Source organism: Gammaproteobacteria bacterium (genome assembly GCA_036381015.1).
In the GTDB taxonomy this organism is placed as follows: domain Bacteria; phylum Pseudomonadota; class Gammaproteobacteria; order Steroidobacterales; family Rariloculaceae; genus ZC4RG20.
This window is the reverse complement of the sequence record DASVDR010000028.1, coordinates 32,266-48,270: the sequence shown is the minus strand read 5'-3', so window position 1 is coordinate 48,270 and position 16,005 is coordinate 32,266. Positions and strand designations below refer to the sequence as shown.

Below are 16,005 nucleotides of genomic sequence, written 5' to 3'. Positions count from 1 at the left end.
GCTAGTCCCGAGCGGGAGACAACGTGAACTGCGCGATGTCGCCGCGCCGGCTCCCCGGCGGATACGCGTACGGCTCGCCGTTCACCCGGATCTCGACGCCTTCGGCGTTGCCGAGCAATACCCTGACCGCGGTGCTCGCGCTGATGCGCTCCTGGTCACCCGCGCGTCCGAGACCGTAGTAAAGCCGCTCGTCGTCCGCGCCGGTGATCGTGGTCCACGAATCCTCGAGAAAACGCAGCTCGATCTCGAGCGGGGCGGCGACCGGTGCCGCCTCGGCAACCGAAACCTCCGCGGCCGGAGCGGCCCCACCGGTGAGCCCCGCGACGACGGCCGGCGCGGCCTCCGGCGGTCGCAAGCCCTGATCGCCGGGCTCGGCCGCGGCCGGCGGCACGGCGGCGGAATCGAGCGCGGGCGCCGGTGCGCGAACGGCGCCGGCGTCGGACCCCGCGGCCGGCTCGGCCGCTGTATCGGCGATCGTCTCGTTCGCCGGGCCGTCGGTGGCCGCCTCGACCGCCGGCGCCGCAATCGACCCGCTCGCCGCAGCGTCTGTCGATTTCAGCGCCGCAGCGTCGGTCGACCCGATCACCGCCGCGTCGGCCGCGTCGATCGCCGGCGCGAAGGAAGCCTCGATCGCCGGCGCGTCGGCGGCTGCATCGATCGCCGTTGCGTCCGGCGCCGTCTCGATCGCCGTCGCGTCCGTGGCCGCCTCGATCGCCGTCGTGTCCGCGACCGTCTCGATCACCGCCTCGTCGGGAGCGGCCGGGGAGCCGATTCGGCCGAGCAGGCCCGGAGGCGCCCGCCACAAAAACAGACCGAGCAGCGCGACGGCCGCGGCTCCGAGCAGGAGCGGCGCAATCGGGCGCTCCGGCGCGCGGCCGATCGAGCGCCGCGCCTGCACGATCGGCTCGACCTTGCCGATCCGGTCCGCGTGCGCGTCGAGCAAGCGGGTCGAATCGAGCCCGAGCAGCTCGCAGTAGTGCCTCAGGTATCCCTTGACGAAGACCGGCGGCCCGATTGCGTCGAAGCGCTCTTCCTCGAGCGCGACGAGAAACCTAGCGTCGATCCGCAGCAGCTCGGAAACCTGGTCGAGCGACAGGCGCTGCGCCTCGCGTGCGGCGCGAAGCGTGCCGCCGAGCGGAACCGTCTCGGTCGGCGCGTCCGCCGCGGGCGCGGGCCCGTCCTCACTGACCATCGCGCTCGAGCTCGCGGAGTTGCGCGAGCTCCGCGGACTCCGGGTACTCCTCGCGCAGCCGCGCGGCGCAGCGCTCGGCGGCATCCCGATCGCCCAGCTCGCTCTCGATGTTGAAGCACAGCAGCAACACCCCGGGAGTCGCCGGCCGGACGTCGAGGTAGCGCTGCATGAACGCGCGCGCCTGGAGGTAGCTCTTCTCCCGATAAGAAAGCTCCATCATCCCGGCGAGCGCGTCCGCAAACTCCGGATCGTGGGACAACGCCTCGCGAAAGTGCTCCTCCGCTGCCTCGAGATCCCCGGCGTTGGCCGCGCAAACGCCGGCGTTCGCAAGCGCGGCGGCGGGCGTCCCGTAGCTCGGGTTGTTCGCCGCGCGCTCGAAGTAGGGCTCCGCGTCGCGCCAGCGGTTCTGTCGGCACAGGAACACGGCGTAGCTGTTCGCGATTATCGGATCGGCGGGCGCGAGCTCGACGGCGCGGCGATGGTGGCGTTCCGCCTCGGACGTGTCCCCCAGCTGATCGTACGCGAGCGCGATCGCGCTGTGCGCCGGCGCGAGCCTCGAGTCCTGATCGAGAGCGCGATCGAGGTTCTCGATCGCGAGATCCGGACGGCCTTGGCGAAGGTATGCGATGCCGAGGTTCAGGTTCGCCTGCGCGGCCTCCGCATCCGACAACGTGCCGCTCGTGCCGCCGCACGCCTCGAGCAGCCCGACGGTCACGAGCACGAAAACCGAGCGCAGGACGGTGGTGGGCGCGTTCATGGCGTTCGCTCCGATCTCCGGTCAGCTTCGCTTCTCGCCGAGGCGCACGCGGCGCCGGTCGCGCACGCGGCCCGCGAGCTGGCCGCACGCGGCGGCGATGTCGTCTCCCCGCGGCCGGCGGATCGTGGCGACGATCCCGGCCGCCCGCAGAGTCTGCCAGAAACGGTCGATCGCTTCAGGGCCCGAGCACACGAAACCGGAATCGGGGAACGGGTTGAACGGAATCAGGTTGACCTTCGCGGGCCGCCCGCGCAGCAGCGCGACGAGGCGGCGCGCCTCGGCGACGCCGTCGTTGACACCGGCGAGCATCACGTACTCGAAGGTGATCTGCCGGCTCGCCAAGCACTCGGCGTACTGCCAGCAGGCGTCGAGCAGCTCCGCGATTGGGTGGATTCGGTTGATCGGCACGAGCTCGTCGCGGAGCTCGTCGGTCGGCGCATGGAGCGACACCGCGAGCGCCGTGTTGCAGTCGCCGGCGAGCTTGCGGATCTGCGGCACGAGACCCGCCGTGCTGATCGTGACCCGGCGGCGCGACAGGCCGAATGCATGATCGTCGAGCAGCAGCTTGGCGACGGGCACCACGTTCCGGTAGTTCGCGAGCGGCTCGCCCATGCCCATGAAGACGACGTTCGTGATCTCGACGGGTGCGAGCGCGCGGCTCGCGAGGACGACCTGGCCGAGGATCTCGGCCGACGTCAAATTGCGATTGAATCCCTGCCGGCCGGTCGCGCAGAACGCGCAGTCGAGGGCACAGCCCGCCTGCGAGGAGATGCACAGCGTGGCGCGGCTCGGCTCCGGAATGAATACCGTCTCCACCGCCTGCCCCGCGCCGACGTCGAGCAGCCATTTGCGCGTGCCGTCCGCGGAACGCTCCTCCGACAGCACGGCCGGCGTGCAAAGCTCCGCGACGGCGGCGAGCCGCTCGCGAAGCGCGACGCTGAGATCCGTCATTGCCGCGAAATCGAGCACGCGGCGGCGATAGATCCAGTGCATGATCTGCCGCGCGCGATAGGGCTTCTCGCCGAGCCCCGCGAAGAGCTCGACGAGGCGCTCGGGCGGCATCCCGAGCAGATTCGTCTTGCCCGGGCTTTCCGCCGAGACCGTCAGCGCGTGCGCGGGCAAACCTCGGCCTCGCCGAAGAAGAAGCGGATCTCGGCCGCGGCCGTCTCCGGCCCGTCGGACCCGTGCACGACGTTTTCCTCGATGGACTTCGCGAAGTCCGCGCGAATGGTGCCGGGCGCAGCGTCCGCCGGGTTCGTGGCGCCCATCAGCTCGCGGTTCTTCTGAATCGCGCCCTCGCCCTCCAGGACTTGCACCATGACGGGCCCCGAGGTCATGTACCGGACGAGGTCGTTGAAGAACGGGCGGTCGCGGTGCACCGCGTAGAACCCTTCGGCCTGATCCTGCCGCAGCCGCAGCATCCGGGCGGCGATGATGCGCAGGCCGGCCTGCTCGAAACGGCGATAAATTTCCCCGATCAGGTTCTTTTCCACGCCGTCGGGCTTGATGATGGACAGAGTGCGCTCAATCGACATCGCTCACCTTGAGTGTTGGCTGAGATTTTTCCCTTTCGCGCGCCGGCCGCGCGCGGCGACGGCCCGCAGCGCGTCGCCCTTCAGACGCTGAAGCTTTCGCCGCAACCGCACTCGCCCTTGACGTTCGGGTTGCGAAACTTGAAGGCTTCGTTCAGGCCGTCCTTTACGAAATCCACTTCCGTACCGTCGATCAGCGCGAGGCTCTTGCTGTCGACGACGACCTTGACGCCGGCGTCGTCGAATACGACGTCGTTCGCGTCGATCTCGTCGGCGTAATCGATCTGATACGCCCAGCCGGAGCAGCCGGTGCGTTTCACTCCGATGCGCAAGCCGACTCCGTGCCCGCGGCGCTCCAGGTAACTCTTGACCCTTCGGGCCGCGCTTTCCGTCAACGACACCGCCATTCCGTCATTCCTTCGATCTTTACCGTTCGGGCGACCTCGGCCCGGAGACGCCGAGCCTCTCCGCGCAAGCCGCGAGCGCGTCCTCGATCCGAAGCAGCTTGCCGAGCTTCTCGACGGGCACATCGAGCTCGCGCTCGAGGCGCCGGAGATCCACCTCCGTCAACGCCTCCGGCGGCTTGCCGTGCAGCCGATCCGCGATCCAGCTCGCCGCCGCGATCGTATGCGGGCAGCCGTATACCTGAAACCGGACGGCGCGAATCGTGCCGTGAAGCATTTGGACCTGAAAGCGGACCCAGACGTTCAGGGTCCGATCCTCGGCCTCGCCCGTAGCCACCGTGCCGGACGCTTCCGGGACGAGATCCGCAAGCCCTTCGGCCGATGCGAAGCGCCGCTCGACCTCCGGCCCGTAATCCATAACCGACTCAGTAGTTTAGCCGAAAAGGACCAAGCTGTGGGGCGCGCCCGTTCAAGCTCGGCACCAGGCCGGGGCGGAACGCGCGAGGCGGCGCAGCCGGGTCGCCTCCTCCGCGACGCGCGCCGCGGCCGTCCGGATCTCTTCCGGCGTCGTGAACCGCCCGACGCTGAAGCGGATGGAGCTGCCCGCGGCGGCATCTCCGAGGCCCATCGCTTTGAGCACGTGCGAAGGCTCCGGGCTGTCGGCCATGCATGCGGAGCCCGCGGAGACCGCGATCTCGCGGATCGCGAAGCGCAGGCTCTCGCCGTCCACGCCGGGGAACGCGACGCTCAGAATGTGGGGCGCCGCTCGGGCGGGATCGCCGTTGACCCGCGCGCCCTCTATTCCCTCGAGGAGCGCCCGCAGCTCGTCCCGCAGCGCCGCGAGCCGCGGTCCTTCGTCGGCCGGATCGGCGAGCGCGTAGGCGTGTGCCATGCCGACGATCTGGTGCGTGGGCAGGGTTCCCGGGCGCAGCCCCCCCTGCTGCTCGCCGCCGTGCAGCAACGGCTCGATGCTCGAGCCCGGCCGGACGTACAGCGCGCCGATGCCCTTCGGGCCGCACACCTTGTGCGCGGTGAGCGAGCAGAAGCCGATGCCGCTGCGGCCCACGTCGAGCGGCACCTTGCCGACGCTCTGCGCGGCGTCGACATGAAACGGCACGCCGTGCGCCTTGCAGACGCCCGCGATCTCGAGGATCGGCTGAATCGCGCCGGTCTCGTTGTTCACGTGCATCACGGACACGAGGGCGGTGTCGGGCCGGAGCGCGGCCGCGATCCGCTCCGCCGAAACGACGCCGTCCGCGCCGCACGGGACGTAGGTCACGTCGAAGCCCGCGGCCTCGAGCGCCGCGGCCGTGTCGAGGACCGACTTGTGCTCGATGCGCGTCGTGACGAGATGTCGAGCGCCGTCCGGCGCGGCGGCGAGGACGCCGCGCAGCGCGAGGTTGTTCGCCTCGGTCGCGCCCGACGTGAACACGATACCTTCCGCCTCGCCGCCGATCCGCGCCGCGATCGTCGTTCGCGCCCGGTCGACGAGGCGGCGCGCCTCGGCGCCCATCAGGTGAGCCGAGGAGGGGTTCGCGAACGTCCCGTCCGCCGTGAGGCAGCGGCTCATCTCGGCCGCGACCCGCGGATCGACCGGGCTCGTGGCCGCGTAGTCGAGATAGATCGCCCGCCGCGTCATCCGTCCTCCCCGCGCGCCGAGCGCCTCGCCGGATCGAGCGCCGTGAGCACGCCGCGCAGAATGTTGACCTCGTTTCGGTCGAGGGCCGCGCGCTGGAAGATGCGGCGAAGCTTGAGCTTCAACTGGTGCGGATGATCCGAGCGCAGGAATCCTGCCTGGATCAGCACGCGTTCCAGATGCTCGTGAAAGCCGTCGAGCTCCGCCGCCGTGGCAAGCGGCTCGTGCCTCGGTGCGGCCCGCGCACCGTCGTGCCGGTCCGGCCGCAAGCGGGCCATCCGCAGCTCGTAGCACAGCACCTGCACGGCCATCGCGAGGTTCAGCGATCCGAACCCCGGGGCCGTCGGAATGTGCACCAGCTGCCCGCAGCGTGCGAGCTGCTCGTTCGTCAGCCCCGACCGCTCCGGCCCGAACACGATCGCCGCGCGCGCGCCGTCGTCGACGGCCTGCCAGACGCTCTTCGCGCATTCGCGCGGATCGGCGCTCGGCCACTCCACGGAGCGCGAGCGCGCGCTCGCGCCGGCAACGAATCCGCAGTCGGCGAGCGCGTCGACGAGCGAGTCGAACACGCGCGCACGCGCGAGCACGTCCGCGGCGCCGGACGCGCGGGCGTCGGCCTCCTCGCTCGGGAACGTCTTCGGCCGGACGAGCGCGAGGTCGGTCAGGCCCATCGTCTTCATCGCACGCGCGCTCGCGCCGATGTTGCCGGGATGGGAAGTTTCGACCAGAACGATGCGGACCGGAATTTGCATGAGTGTCGCGACTCGATACGCCCGACGATTTGTCACCGACGCCCGACTATTCTACGCTGCGCCCCGAAATGCACGGCATGGTCAACATCGGCATACGCGCCGCACGGCGAGCGGGCGAGGTGATGATCCGCCAATGGAATCAGCTCGACGCGCTGCAAATCACGGACAAGGGCCGCCACGACTACGTGACGCAGGTGGATCTGATGGCGGAGGAAGCGATCATCGACGTGATTCGCGATCATTACCCGGATCACGCGATCCTCGCCGAGGAACGGGGAGCCGAAGGCGAGCACGAGTTCACGTGGATCATCGATCCCCTCGACGGCACGACGAACTACCTGCACGGCTTTCCGGTGTTCGCCGTCTCGATCGCGATCATGCACCGCAACGAGCTCCAGCACGCCGTCGTCTACGATCCGATGCGCCAGGAGATTTTCACGGCGACGCGCGGCGAAGGCGCGCAGCTCGACGGGCGGCGCATCCGAGTGAGCAAGCGGCAGCAGCTGTCCGGCAGCTTGATCGCCACCGGCTTCCCATTCCGCGGGAATCTGGTTTACGTCGACCGCTACCTCGAGATGCTGCGCGCGGTGATGATCGAGACCTCCGGCGTCCGGCGCCCCGGCGCGGCGGCGCTCGATCTCTGCTACGTCGCCGCGGGCCGGGTGGACGGCTTCTGGGAGCTCGGCCTGAGCAAATGGGACATCGCGGCCGGCGCGTTGCTGATCCGCGAAGCCGGCGGCCGCATCAGCGACTTCCGCGGCACCGACCGCTACCTCGAGACCGGTCACGTCGTCGCCGGCAACCCGAAGGTCTACGCGGCGCTCTCGAAGCTCCTCGCGCCGCACGCCCGGGATATCGAGTAGTCAGACGGGAAAAAGGTGTCAGACACCCTTTTTCAGTAAGGACCTACGGCAGCGCGTCGACCTCCTCGCGCTTCGGCGGCAGCATGTCGGCCGGGGTGACGTTCAGGTGGAGGACCGACGCGCCGCCGATGTAGATCGACGAGTACGTGCCCACCAGAATGCCGACGATCAACGCAATCGAGAAGGCGTAGAGGGTCTCTCCGCCGAGGAAGAGAAGCGCGAACAGCACGAGCAGCGAGGTGGGGCCCGTGATCAACGTTCGCGCCAACGTCTGGTTCAGCGACGCATTCACGATCTCGGCCGTCGTGCTGCGGCGCATTGCGCGGAAGTTCTCGCGGATGCGGTCGTAGATGACGACGGTGTCGTTCAGCGAGTAGCCGATCACCGCGAGGATCGCCGCGAGCGCGGAAAGGTCGACCGTGAGGCCGAACCACGAGAAGAAGCCGACCGTGATGACGATGTCGTGCACGAGCGCGGCGATCGCTCCGACCGAGAACTTCCAGCGGAAGCGGAGCATGACGTAGGCGAAGATCATGATCGCGGCGAATAGCATCGCGAGCGCGCCCTGCTCGGCCAGATCCTCTCCGACCTGCGGACCGATGAACTCGTTGCGCCGCAGCTGAACCGACGAATCCTTGGCCCGCAGAGCGCTCATCACCGCGTTGCCGAGCTGCGTGCTCTCCTCGGCATTCTCCACCGGAGGCAGCCGGATCAGCACGTCCGACGCCGTGCCGAAGGTCTGCACTTGCGTGTCGGTGTAGCCCGCCTCCTCGAGCGTGGCGCGCACCTCGTCGAGCTCGACCGGGCCCCCGTAGGACACCTCGAGCAGCACGCCGCCGGTGAAGTCGAGCCCGAAGTTCAGCCCTCGGACGACGAGGGAGCCGACGGAGGTCGCCACGACGATCGCCGAAAGCACGAGGGCCGGGCGCATGTGCCGGACCCAGTCGATAGTCGGGACCTTGTCAAGTAGCTGCATGGGGAGCACCGATGCCGATCGGCAGGCGCTTGACCTGCGTGCGCCGGCCGTAAATCAAATTCACGATCACTCGCGTGCCGACGATCGCCGTGAACATCGACGTGACGATGCCGAGCGACAGCGTGACGGCGAAGCCTTTGATCGGGCCCGTGCCGAACGCGAACAGCACGATGCCCGCGATCAGCGTCGTGATGTTGCCGTCGGCGATGCTCGAGAAGGCCTTTTCGTACCCCGCGCGAATGCTCGCCTGCGGAGAGTTGCCGTTCTTCAGCTCCTCGCGAATGCGCTCGTTGATGAGCACGTTCGCGTCGACCGCCATGCCGAGCGTCAGCACGATGCCCGCGATGCCGGGCAACGTCAGCGTGGCCTGGAGCAGCGACATCAGGGCGACGAGCATGACGAGGTTCATGAGCAGCGCGATGTCCGCGATCACGCCGAAGACCCGATAGATCAGGATCATGAAGCCGACGACGAGCAGGAAGCCGACGATGACGGCGTTGCGGCCCCGCTCGATGTTGTCCTGCCCGAGGCTCGGCCCGATGGTTCGCTCCTGGACCTTGAAGATCGGCGTGGCCAGCGCCCCGGAGCGAAGCAGCAGCGCGAGATCCTGGGCCTCGAACGGCGTGAGCCCGGTGATCTCGAAGTTGGTGGAGAAGACGCCGCGAATCGTGGCGATGCTGATGACCCGCTCCTCGGTCGTGGTGCGGATCACCTCCTCCCCGCCGCGCACGACGATCTCCGGCGTCTCCTCGACCAGCAGCACGGCCATTGGCCGGTTCAGGTTCTCCTGGGTCGTCTCGAGCATGCGCCGGCCGCCTTGCGAGCTCAGGCGCACGCTCACCGCGGGCTGGCCCTGAGAGTACGTCGAGATCGCATCCACGAGCTGGTCGCCCGACACGATCACCTCGCGGCGGAGCAGCGTCATCCGCCCCCCCTCTCCAGGTGCGCAGTAGGGGGAGTCGGCGATTTGGTCAGCGCACGGCAAAAGCTCCGAGCCGATCGGCGCGCGCCCCTCCCGTGCAGCCGTGAAAACGTCGTTCGTCGTGTCGACGAGCCGGAACTCGAGCGTGGCGGTGGCACCGAGCACGCGCTCGGCCTGCGACGGGTCTTGGATGCCGGGAAGCTCGACCAGAATGCGATCCAGGCCCTGCCGCTGCACGATCGGCTCGGCGACGCCGAGCTCGTCGATGCGGTTGCGCAGCGTGACGATGTTCTGCTCGATCGCGAACCCCTGCCGCTCGCGGACCAGCTCTTCCGTCGGCGTTACGCGGAACCCGGGCCGGCCGTTGATCTGCGTGCGCTCGACGATCAGGCGGTCGGCAAGCGTCACCTGACCGGTATCGTCGAGAGTGCGGATGATTTGCTCGGCGCGGTCGAGGTCGGCCGCGTCCTGGAGCGCGACGGACAGCCCCCTGCCGGTGACGCTCACCTGGTTGCGTATGCCGGCTTCGCGGAGCTGCGTGCGGAGATCCGATTGATATGCCTCGAGCAGCTGCTCCACGGCCGCATCGACGTCCACTTGATAGAGGAAATGCACGCCGCCGCGAAGATCGAGCCCGAGCGCCATGGGCTTCAGCCCGATCGCCGCGAGCCAGGCCGGCGTACGCGCCGCGAGGGTCAGCGCGATCACGTTGTCGGGAAAGGCTTCCTGCAGGATGTCGTTCGCCCGAAGCTGCTCCGCGACCGTCGGGAAGCGAATCAGCGCGGCGCCCGAATCGTCGATCTCCGTGGACAGCGTGTCGATGTCGGCGCTCTCGAGCTTCATGCGAATCTCGTCGAGCCTTGCGGCCTGCACGGGCGCGCCGTCGGGCCGGGACACGTGCAACGCCGGATCGTCACCGAAGAAATTCGGCAGCGCCAACAGCACGCTCGCCAGGGTAACGACGAGCACCAGCACGTTGACCCACATGGGATAGCGGTTCATGGTCGGCTACTGCAGCTCAAGCATTCTTGATCGTGCCCTTGGGAAGCACGGCGCTGATCGTGTTCTTCTGCACCTTCATCGTGACGTTGTCGGCGAACTCGACGGTGACGTACTGCTCGCCGACCTCCTTGATTTTGCCGAGCAGGCCTCCGCCGGTGACGACCTCGTCGCCGCTCCCGAGCGCCTCGATCATCTGGCGATGCTCCTTTTGGCGCTTGCTCTGCGGCCGGATCAGCAGGAAGTAGAACACGACGATGATCAGGAGCAGCGGCAGGAAGCTTATCAGCGGATCGGGCTGGGCGGCCTGGCCTTGCGTTTGCGCCCACGCGCTCTCGATGAAGAAGCTCGTCAGAAATTCCATTCTCGTCCTACCGGGCTGCGCCGGCGCGGCGGCCGGCGGAAAGGGCAGCATTATGACATAGCCCGCCGGCGGGTCGGACAGGAGGACCTGGGGCGGCCTCGGGCCGGCGAGCCGGCAGCGGGCGGCTCGGAGCCTGCCCGGACAGGCTCCTGGAGTCCGAGAGGCGCCGCTCAAGAGCCATCGGGCGCCGTTTCGTCGGAGATATTCGCGGCTTCCCGGGCGAGCGCCGCCAGCTCGCCGCGCTCGATCGCGCCGCGAATCCGCTCCATCCAGTCACCGTAGTATCGAAGGTTGTGGATCGTCGCGAGCCGTGCGCCGAGAATCTCGTTGCACTGCTGCAGGTGGCGCAGGTAGGCGCGCGAGTAGTTTCGGCAGGCGTAGCAGCCGCAGCGCGGATCGATCGGACCGGTGTCCGTGCGAAAGCGGCTGTTGCGGATGTTCAGCACGCCTTCGCTCGTGAAAAGCTGACCGTTGCGGGCGTGCCGGGTCGGGATCACGCAATCGAACATGTCCATGCCGCGCGCGACGCTCGCGACGAGATCGGCCGGCGTGCCGACGCCCATCAGGTAGCGCGGCCGATCCGCCGGCAGATGCGGCTCGAGCGCGTCGAGGACTGCGAGGCGCTCGTCCTCGGGCTCGCCGACGGCGAGCCCGCCGACCGCGTAGCCGTCGAAGCCGACCGCCGCGAGCCCTTCGAGCGATGCGCGCCGCAGGTCCGCGTGCACGCCGCCCTGGACGATGCCGAAGAGCGCCGCGTCGCCGGCGCCGCCCTTCAAGGCGTCGAACGCGCGCCGGGAGCGCACGGCCCAGCGCAGCGAGAGCTCCATCGATGCCCGCGCCTCCGAATGCGTCGCCGGATACGGCGTGCACTCGTCGAAGACCATCGCGACGTCGGCGTCGAGCGCGTGCTGCACCTCGATCGACGACTCCGGCGTCAGCGTGACCGGGGAGCCGTCGACCGGCGACCGGAACTCGACGCCGGATTCGCTCACCCGACGCAGCTTCTCGAGGCTCCAGACCTGAAAGCCGCCGGAGTCGGTCAGAATCGGCCGCTCCCAGTGAGTGAACCCGTGCAGCCCGCCGTGCGCACGCACGACCTCGACGCCGGGCCGCAGCATCAGATGGAACGTGTTGCCGAGGATCATCTGCGCGCCCGCGGCTTCGAGCTCCTCGGGCGTCATCGCCTTCACCGTCCCGTACGTGCCGACCGGCATGAAGGCCGGCGTATCGACGACGCCGCGGCCGAAGATCATCCGGCCGCGCCGCGCGGCGCCGTCCGTCGCGATTACTTCGAAACGCACGTTGTCGCCTTCCCGTCGCCGCCGTTCATGTCGCCCTCCTCCGCGGCTCGCCGCGCCCGCGTGACCGCGCGTCGCCGCCGCCCGACCGCGCCTCGCCGTTGCCCCACCGGGCGTTGCCGCTGCCCGACCGCGCGTCGGCGCGGCCCGGCGGCGCGTCGTCGCCCGCGCCCGGCCGCGCCTCGCCGCCCGCGCCCGGCCGCGCCTCGCCGCCCGCGCTCCGCGGCGCGGCCGGCGTCACGAGCATCGCGTCCCCGTACGAGAAGAATCGGTAGCGCTGCTCGACGGCGTGGCGGTAAGCCGCGAGCGTTCGCTCGCGGCCCGCGAACGCGGCGACGAGCATCAGCAGCGACGACTCCGGCAGATGAAAGTTCGTCACGATCGCATCCGCGACGCGGAAGCGGTAGCCCGGGTAGATGAAGAGCTCGGTCTCGCCCTCGAACGGCTCGAGCCGTCCGCCGGATGCGGCCGTCTCGAGCGCGCGGACCGCCGTCGTGCCCACGGCGATGACGCGGCCCCCCGACGAGCGCGCCCGCTCGACCGCCGCGCAGGCTTCCGGCGGAACGCGCACCCATTCCGCGTGCAGCCGGTGGTCCTCGATCCGCTCCGTTCGGACCGGCGCGAACGTCCCGGCGCCGACGTGCAGCGTCAGGAACGCGCGCTCGACGCCCCGCTCGTCGAGCCGCGCGAGGAGCGTGTCGTCGAAGTGCAGACCCGCGGTCGGCGCGGCGACCGCTCCGGGCGCCCGCGCATAAACGGTCTGATAGCGGCTGCGGTCGGCGTCCTCCGGCGCCCGCTCGATATAGGGCGGAAGCGGGACCTGGCCGTACGCGGCGAAGTAGGGCTCGACTTCGCGGTCGAATCCGAGCACGAAGAGATCGTCCTCGCGCGCCTCGACCACGGCCCGCACGCCGCCCGGCAGCTCGAGCTCGCCGCCCGGCCGAGGGCTGCGGCTCGCGCGAAGCTGCACGACGGCGCGGCGCGGCGCCGTAATGCGCTCGAGCAGGATCTCGACCCGGCCGCCGGTGGCCTTGCGGCCGAGGAGCCGGGCCGGCAGCACTCGCGTGTCGTTCAGCACGAGGAGGTCGCCCGGCGCGAGCAGCTCGATCAGATCGGCGAAGCGGCGGTCCTCGATCCGCCCGCTCGCGCCGTCGAGCACGAGCAGCCGGCTCGCGCTGCGCTCCGGCAGCGGAGCCTGCGCGATCAGCTCCGGCGGCAGGTCGAACGCGAAGTCGCGGCGGTCCATCGGGGCCGCATTCTAGCCTTGCGGCGCTTCGCTTTGCGGCGCGGACGCCGCGCTGTTGTATCCTTATGCGCGCCCCGCGGCCGGGATGGCGGAACTGGTAGACGCGCTGGACTCAAAATCCAGTGGGGTAAAACCCGTGTCGGTTCGATCCCGACTCCCGGCACCATCGCCCCGAGCGCCGGTCGTTCTCTCGAACGGGTCGGCCCCGTCGGCTGCTCCCGCGCCCGAGCAAGGTCACTTCGCCGTCCGCTCGGCGACGTCCTCCGCTATCGTCGGCGGGCGCTTGTGCAGCTGGACCGGCCGCCGCTCCCGCCGGCGCAACCTCAGGTTCAGCATCTCCACCACGACCGAGAAGAACATCGCGAAGTAGATGTAACCCTTCGGGATGTGGAAATCGATGCCTTCCGCGATCAGCACGACGCCGATCAGCACGAGGAAGCTCAGCGCGAGCATCTTCACGGTGGGGTGCGCGTCCACGAAGCGGCCGATCGCGCCCGCCGCGAACATCATGACGCCGACCGCGGCCACGATCGCGATGATCATCACGGCCACGTCCTCGGCCATGCCGACGGCCGTGATCACGGAATCGAGCGAGAACACGATGTCGATGAGCGCGATTTGAACCAGGACCGCGACGAAATTCGCGGCCTTCACCGCATGCCCCTCGCCTGCCACGCCTTCGAGGCTGTCGTGAATCTCGAGAGTGGCCTTGCCGAGCAGGAACAGCCCGCCGGCGATCAGAATCAGATCGCGGCCCGAGATGCCGACGTCGAGCACGTCGAAGAGGTCCGCCTGAAGACGCATCACCCACGTGATCACGAGCAAGAGCAGGATGCGCGTGCCCATCGCGAGGCCGAGCCCCAAGATGCGGGCGCGCTGCCGCTGGGCTTCCGGGAGCCGCCCGACGAGGACGGAGATGAAGACGATGTTGTCGACGCCGAGGACGATCTCGAGCAGCGTCAACGTGGCGAGCGCCGCCCACGCTTCGGGAGACGCGATCCAATCCATGCCGGGCCGGTACGTTTACCGCCGGGAAGGAGCCGCTTGGACGATGGCTATTCCGAGGCTTCGTCGAGCGCCTTGGCGAGCGCCTGCGGCGTCAGGTATCCGCCGAGCAGCTCGCCGTTCTCGGCGAACATGGCGGGCGTGCCCCGCACGCCGATGCGCTGGCCGAGATCGTAATGCTCGGCGACGGGCGTGTCCCCGCACTCGGCATCCGGCACCTCGCCGCCGAGCTTCGCGCGCGTGAGCGCGGTGTTGCGGTCCTTCGCGCACCAGACCTTCTCGGCCTTGAACCACGACTCGGTGTCGGGCCCGGTTCGCGGATAGAAGAGGTAATGGACCTCGATGCCCATCGCCGTGACCTTGTCGATCTCGCGATGGAACTGCCGGCAGTAGCCGCAATCGATGTCCGTGAAGATCGTGACCGTATGCTTGACCTCGCCGCTCTCGGGGCTGAAGACGATCATGTCGTCGGCGTCGACGCCGTTCAGCAGCTCGACGCGGGCCTTGGAACGCGTCTTCTCGGTGACGTTCTCGCGAGTCTGCAGATCGTAGACCTCGCCCTCGATGAAATAGCGGCCGTCCGCGGTGACATAGCCGACGTTCGAGCCCACGGACACCTGATAGACGCCCTCGATCGGCGACTCGGTGATGTCGCCGGCATCGACGCCGTTCAGCTTCGCAGCGAGCTCTTCCTTGGTGAGTGCGGCGGGCTCGTCGGCGACGGCGGCCGACAGTGCGAGCCCAAGCGGCAGGATGATCCACGTCGTCTTCACGGCTTCTCCCGACCTCGAGCGGCGGCTCGAGCTGAACGGACCGATTCTAGCAAAAACCCGCGCCGCCGCTATGCCGCCCGCCGGTCCGTGGACCGCGGCCGCCGGGGCCTCAGCCGCGGGGATGGTGCCGGCTGTGGAGCTCCTTCATGCGCTCGCGGGCGACGTGCGTGTAAATTTGGGTCGTCGACACGTCGCTGTGCCCGAGCAACAGCTGCACCACGCGAAGGTCGGCGCCGTTGTTCAGCAAGTGAGTCGCGAACGCGTGCCGGACCGTGTGCGGAGACAGCTTCTTGTGAATGCCGGCCTTCTTCGCGTAGCGCTTGATGATGTGCCAGAAGGCCTGGCGAGTCATGCGGTCGCCTCGGCGCGTGGGGAACAAGTAGTCGGTCTGCCGCTCGAGCAGGATCTCGCTGCGGGGGCCGGCGATGAACTCGCGCAGCCAATCCTGCGCTTCGTCGCCGAGCGGTATCAGGCGCTCGCGGTCGCCCTTGCCGACGATCCGCAGCACGCCTTGATTGAGGTTGACCTGCCCCATCTTCAGGTTGATCAGCTCCGAGACGCGCACGCCGGTCGCATAGAGCACCTCCAGCATCGCGCGGTCGCGGTGGCCGAGCGGCTCGGTCACGTTCGGGGCGGCGAGCAGGGCCTCGACCTCGTCCTCGGTCAACGACTGCGGGAGCGCGCGCCCGATCTTCGGCATCGCGATCTGTGCCGTCGGGTCCTCGCCGATCAACCCTTCCCGGAGGAGATAGCGATAGAAGCGCCTGAAGCTCGAGAGCTGCCGCGCCGTGGACCGCGGTTTTGCGCCGCCCTCGACGCGCCACGCGATGTACTCGAGCACGTCGGCCCGGCGCGCCCGGCTCAGCTCGACCGCGCGCTCCTCGAGCCTTTGATTCAACGCGAGGAGGTCGGCGCGGTAGGCACCCAAGGTGTTCTCCGAAAGGCCGCGCTCCATCCAAATGGCGTCGAGGAACCGATCGATCAGGGTTTTCGGATCCCTGGCCAGCTTGCTTCCCGCCTCCGCCGGTTCTGTCTGGTAGAAGTTGTGCGCCATCTCGGTCGGTTGCTTCTCGCCGCGGTCCCTTCGCCGAGCGCAGATCGTCGTTACACTCCGGGAGCACGCAGCCGCCGGCGAGGGTCGAGCCCGTTCTTCGTGAAATTCGAGAACGCGATGAAATTCAACGCATTACGAGAAAGCTCCAGGCCTCGGTCCTCGGCTCCAGGGTGCCGATCGAGTATGGTGAGGCCGGCGCGCGCGGTGCGTGACCCCCGTCACAAAACCCCCC

General features: G+C 69.0%; 16 protein-coding genes, 1 tRNA gene and 1 pseudogene. 2 read left to right on the top strand and 16 right to left on the bottom strand.

Annotated features, from left to right (window positions below):
* Position 1: 1 nt before the first annotated feature.
* The 8 genes from VF329_10370 to VF329_10335 form a co-directional block, all read right to left on the bottom strand.
* On the bottom strand, positions 2-1,192 hold the full coding sequence (locus VF329_10370; protein HEX7081407.1) for a RodZ domain-containing protein: 1,191 nt from the start codon (positions 1,190-1,192) through the stop codon (positions 2-4).
* Positions 1,182-1,949 carry a type IV pilus biogenesis/stability protein PilW gene (gene pilW, locus VF329_10365; protein HEX7081406.1) on the bottom strand — a complete coding sequence of 256 codons (768 nt, stop codon included), beginning with the start codon at positions 1,947-1,949 and terminating at the stop codon, positions 1,182-1,184. The genes VF329_10370 and pilW overlap by 11 nt, the downstream gene beginning before the upstream one ends.
* A gap of 21 nt (positions 1,950-1,970) precedes the next feature.
* Positions 1,971-3,020: a 23S rRNA (adenine(2503)-C(2))-methyltransferase RlmN gene (gene rlmN / locus VF329_10360; GenBank protein ID HEX7081405.1), complete on the bottom strand. Its 1,050-nt coding sequence runs from the start codon at positions 3,018-3,020 to the stop codon at positions 1,971-1,973.
* A 32-nt stretch (positions 3,021-3,052) separates the two neighbouring features.
* Positions 3,053-3,484, bottom strand: coding sequence for a nucleoside-diphosphate kinase (gene ndk / locus VF329_10355; protein ID HEX7081404.1), 432 nt, complete (start codon positions 3,482-3,484; stop codon positions 3,053-3,055).
* A gap of 80 nt (positions 3,485-3,564) precedes the next feature.
* A complete protein-coding gene (iscA, locus tag VF329_10350; protein HEX7081403.1) occupies positions 3,565-3,888 on the bottom strand; it encodes an iron-sulfur cluster assembly protein IscA in 324 nt (107 codons plus the stop codon).
* Between the two features lie 19 nt (positions 3,889-3,907).
* Positions 3,908-4,303, bottom strand: a complete 396-nt coding sequence (locus tag VF329_10345) for an iron-sulfur cluster assembly scaffold protein (protein ID HEX7081402.1) — start codon at positions 4,301-4,303, stop codon at positions 3,908-3,910.
* Between the two features lie 51 nt (positions 4,304-4,354).
* Positions 4,355-5,524 carry a cysteine desulfurase family protein gene (locus tag VF329_10340; protein HEX7081401.1) on the bottom strand — a complete coding sequence of 390 codons (1,170 nt, stop codon included), beginning with the start codon at positions 5,522-5,524 and terminating at the stop codon, positions 4,355-4,357.
* Positions 5,521-6,273, bottom strand: coding sequence for an RNA methyltransferase (locus VF329_10335; GenBank protein ID HEX7081400.1), 753 nt, complete (start codon positions 6,271-6,273; stop codon positions 5,521-5,523). The genes VF329_10340 and VF329_10335 overlap by 4 nt, the downstream gene beginning before the upstream one ends.
* Before the next feature lie 2 nt (positions 6,274-6,275).
* Between VF329_10335 and VF329_10330 the strand changes: the two genes are divergently transcribed.
* Positions 6,276-7,136 (top strand): inositol monophosphatase family protein, encoded by an 861-nt coding sequence (locus VF329_10330; protein HEX7081399.1) that lies wholly within the window; start codon positions 6,276-6,278, stop codon positions 7,134-7,136.
* 43 nt (positions 7,137-7,179) lie between these two features.
* Here VF329_10330 and secF read toward each other — a convergent pair whose 3' ends face one another.
* The 5 genes and pseudogenes from secF to queA all read right to left on the bottom strand — a co-directional run bounded on the left by secF (position 7,180) and on the right by queA (position 12,941).
* Entirely contained in the window at positions 7,180-8,112 is a 933-nt protein-coding gene (gene secF / locus VF329_10325) for a protein translocase subunit SecF (GenBank protein ID HEX7081398.1), read from the bottom strand.
* Positions 8,099-10,036, bottom strand: a complete 1,938-nt coding sequence (gene secD, locus VF329_10320) for a protein translocase subunit SecD (GenBank protein HEX7081397.1) — start codon at positions 10,034-10,036, stop codon at positions 8,099-8,101. Before secD ends, secF begins: the two co-directional genes overlap by 14 nt.
* A 16-nt stretch (positions 10,037-10,052) precedes the next feature.
* Entirely contained in the window at positions 10,053-10,397 is a 345-nt protein-coding gene (gene yajC, locus VF329_10315; protein HEX7081396.1) for a preprotein translocase subunit YajC, read from the bottom strand.
* 170 nt (positions 10,398-10,567) lie between these two features.
* Positions 10,568-11,698 (bottom strand): tRNA guanosine(34) transglycosylase Tgt, encoded by a 1,131-nt coding sequence (tgt, locus tag VF329_10310; GenBank protein ID HEX7081395.1) that lies wholly within the window; start codon positions 11,696-11,698, stop codon positions 10,568-10,570.
* Between the two features lie 235 nt (positions 11,699-11,933).
* Positions 11,934-12,941 (bottom strand): annotated as a pseudogene (queA, locus tag VF329_10305) (tRNA preQ1(34) S-adenosylmethionine ribosyltransferase-isomerase QueA).
* A 79-nt stretch (positions 12,942-13,020) separates the two neighbouring features.
* On the opposite strand from queA, the gene VF329_10300 reads away from it, so the two are divergent.
* Positions 13,021-13,107, top strand: a tRNA-Leu gene (locus VF329_10300).
* 68 nt (positions 13,108-13,175) lie between these two features.
* Here the strand turns inward: VF329_10300 and VF329_10295 are convergent.
* From VF329_10295 to xerD, 3 genes are all read right to left on the bottom strand, one after another.
* The gene (locus VF329_10295) at positions 13,176-13,949 is read right to left on the bottom strand and encodes a TerC family protein (protein ID HEX7081394.1); all 774 of its coding nucleotides are present in this window, start codon (positions 13,947-13,949) and stop codon (positions 13,176-13,178) included.
* 47 nt (positions 13,950-13,996) lie between these two features.
* On the bottom strand, positions 13,997-14,719 hold the full coding sequence (locus VF329_10290) for a DsbC family protein (GenBank protein ID HEX7081393.1): 723 nt from the start codon (positions 14,717-14,719) through the stop codon (positions 13,997-13,999).
* Between the two features lie 109 nt (positions 14,720-14,828).
* Entirely contained in the window at positions 14,829-15,773 is a 945-nt protein-coding gene (gene xerD, locus VF329_10285; GenBank protein ID HEX7081392.1) for a site-specific tyrosine recombinase XerD, read from the bottom strand.
* Positions 15,774-16,005 lie beyond the last annotated feature (232 nt).

Excerpts from the sequence above, each read along its gene's own strand:
- VF329_10370 (HEX7081407.1), bottom strand. The coding sequence starts at position 1,192 with ATGGTCAGTGAGGACGGGCCCGCGCCCGCGGCGGACGCGCCGACCGAG.
- pilW (HEX7081406.1), bottom strand. The coding sequence starts at position 1,949 with ATGAACGCGCCCACCACCGTCCTGCGCTCGGTTTTCGTGCTCGTGACC.
- ndk (HEX7081404.1), bottom strand. The coding sequence starts at position 3,484 with ATGTCGATTGAGCGCACTCTGTCCATCATCAAGCCCGACGGCGTGGAA.
- iscA (HEX7081403.1), bottom strand. The coding sequence starts at position 3,888 with ATGGCGGTGTCGTTGACGGAAAGCGCGGCCCGAAGGGTCAAGAGTTAC.
- VF329_10345 (HEX7081402.1), bottom strand. The coding sequence starts at position 4,303 with ATGGATTACGGGCCGGAGGTCGAGCGGCGCTTCGCATCGGCCGAAGGG.
- VF329_10340 (HEX7081401.1), bottom strand. The coding sequence starts at position 5,524 with ATGACGCGGCGGGCGATCTATCTCGACTACGCGGCCACGAGCCCGGTC.
- VF329_10335 (HEX7081400.1), bottom strand. The coding sequence starts at position 6,273 with ATGCAAATTCCGGTCCGCATCGTTCTGGTCGAAACTTCCCATCCCGGC.
- secF (HEX7081398.1), bottom strand. The coding sequence starts at position 8,112 with ATGCAGCTACTTGACAAGGTCCCGACTATCGACTGGGTCCGGCACATG.
- secD (HEX7081397.1), bottom strand. The coding sequence starts at position 10,036 with ATGAACCGCTATCCCATGTGGGTCAACGTGCTGGTGCTCGTCGTTACC.
- yajC (HEX7081396.1), bottom strand. The coding sequence starts at position 10,397 with ATGGAATTTCTGACGAGCTTCTTCATCGAGAGCGCGTGGGCGCAAACG.
- VF329_10295 (HEX7081394.1), bottom strand. The coding sequence starts at position 13,949 with ATGGATTGGATCGCGTCTCCCGAAGCGTGGGCGGCGCTCGCCACGTTG.
- xerD (HEX7081392.1), bottom strand. The coding sequence starts at position 15,773 with ATGGCGCACAACTTCTACCAGACAGAACCGGCGGAGGCGGGAAGCAAG.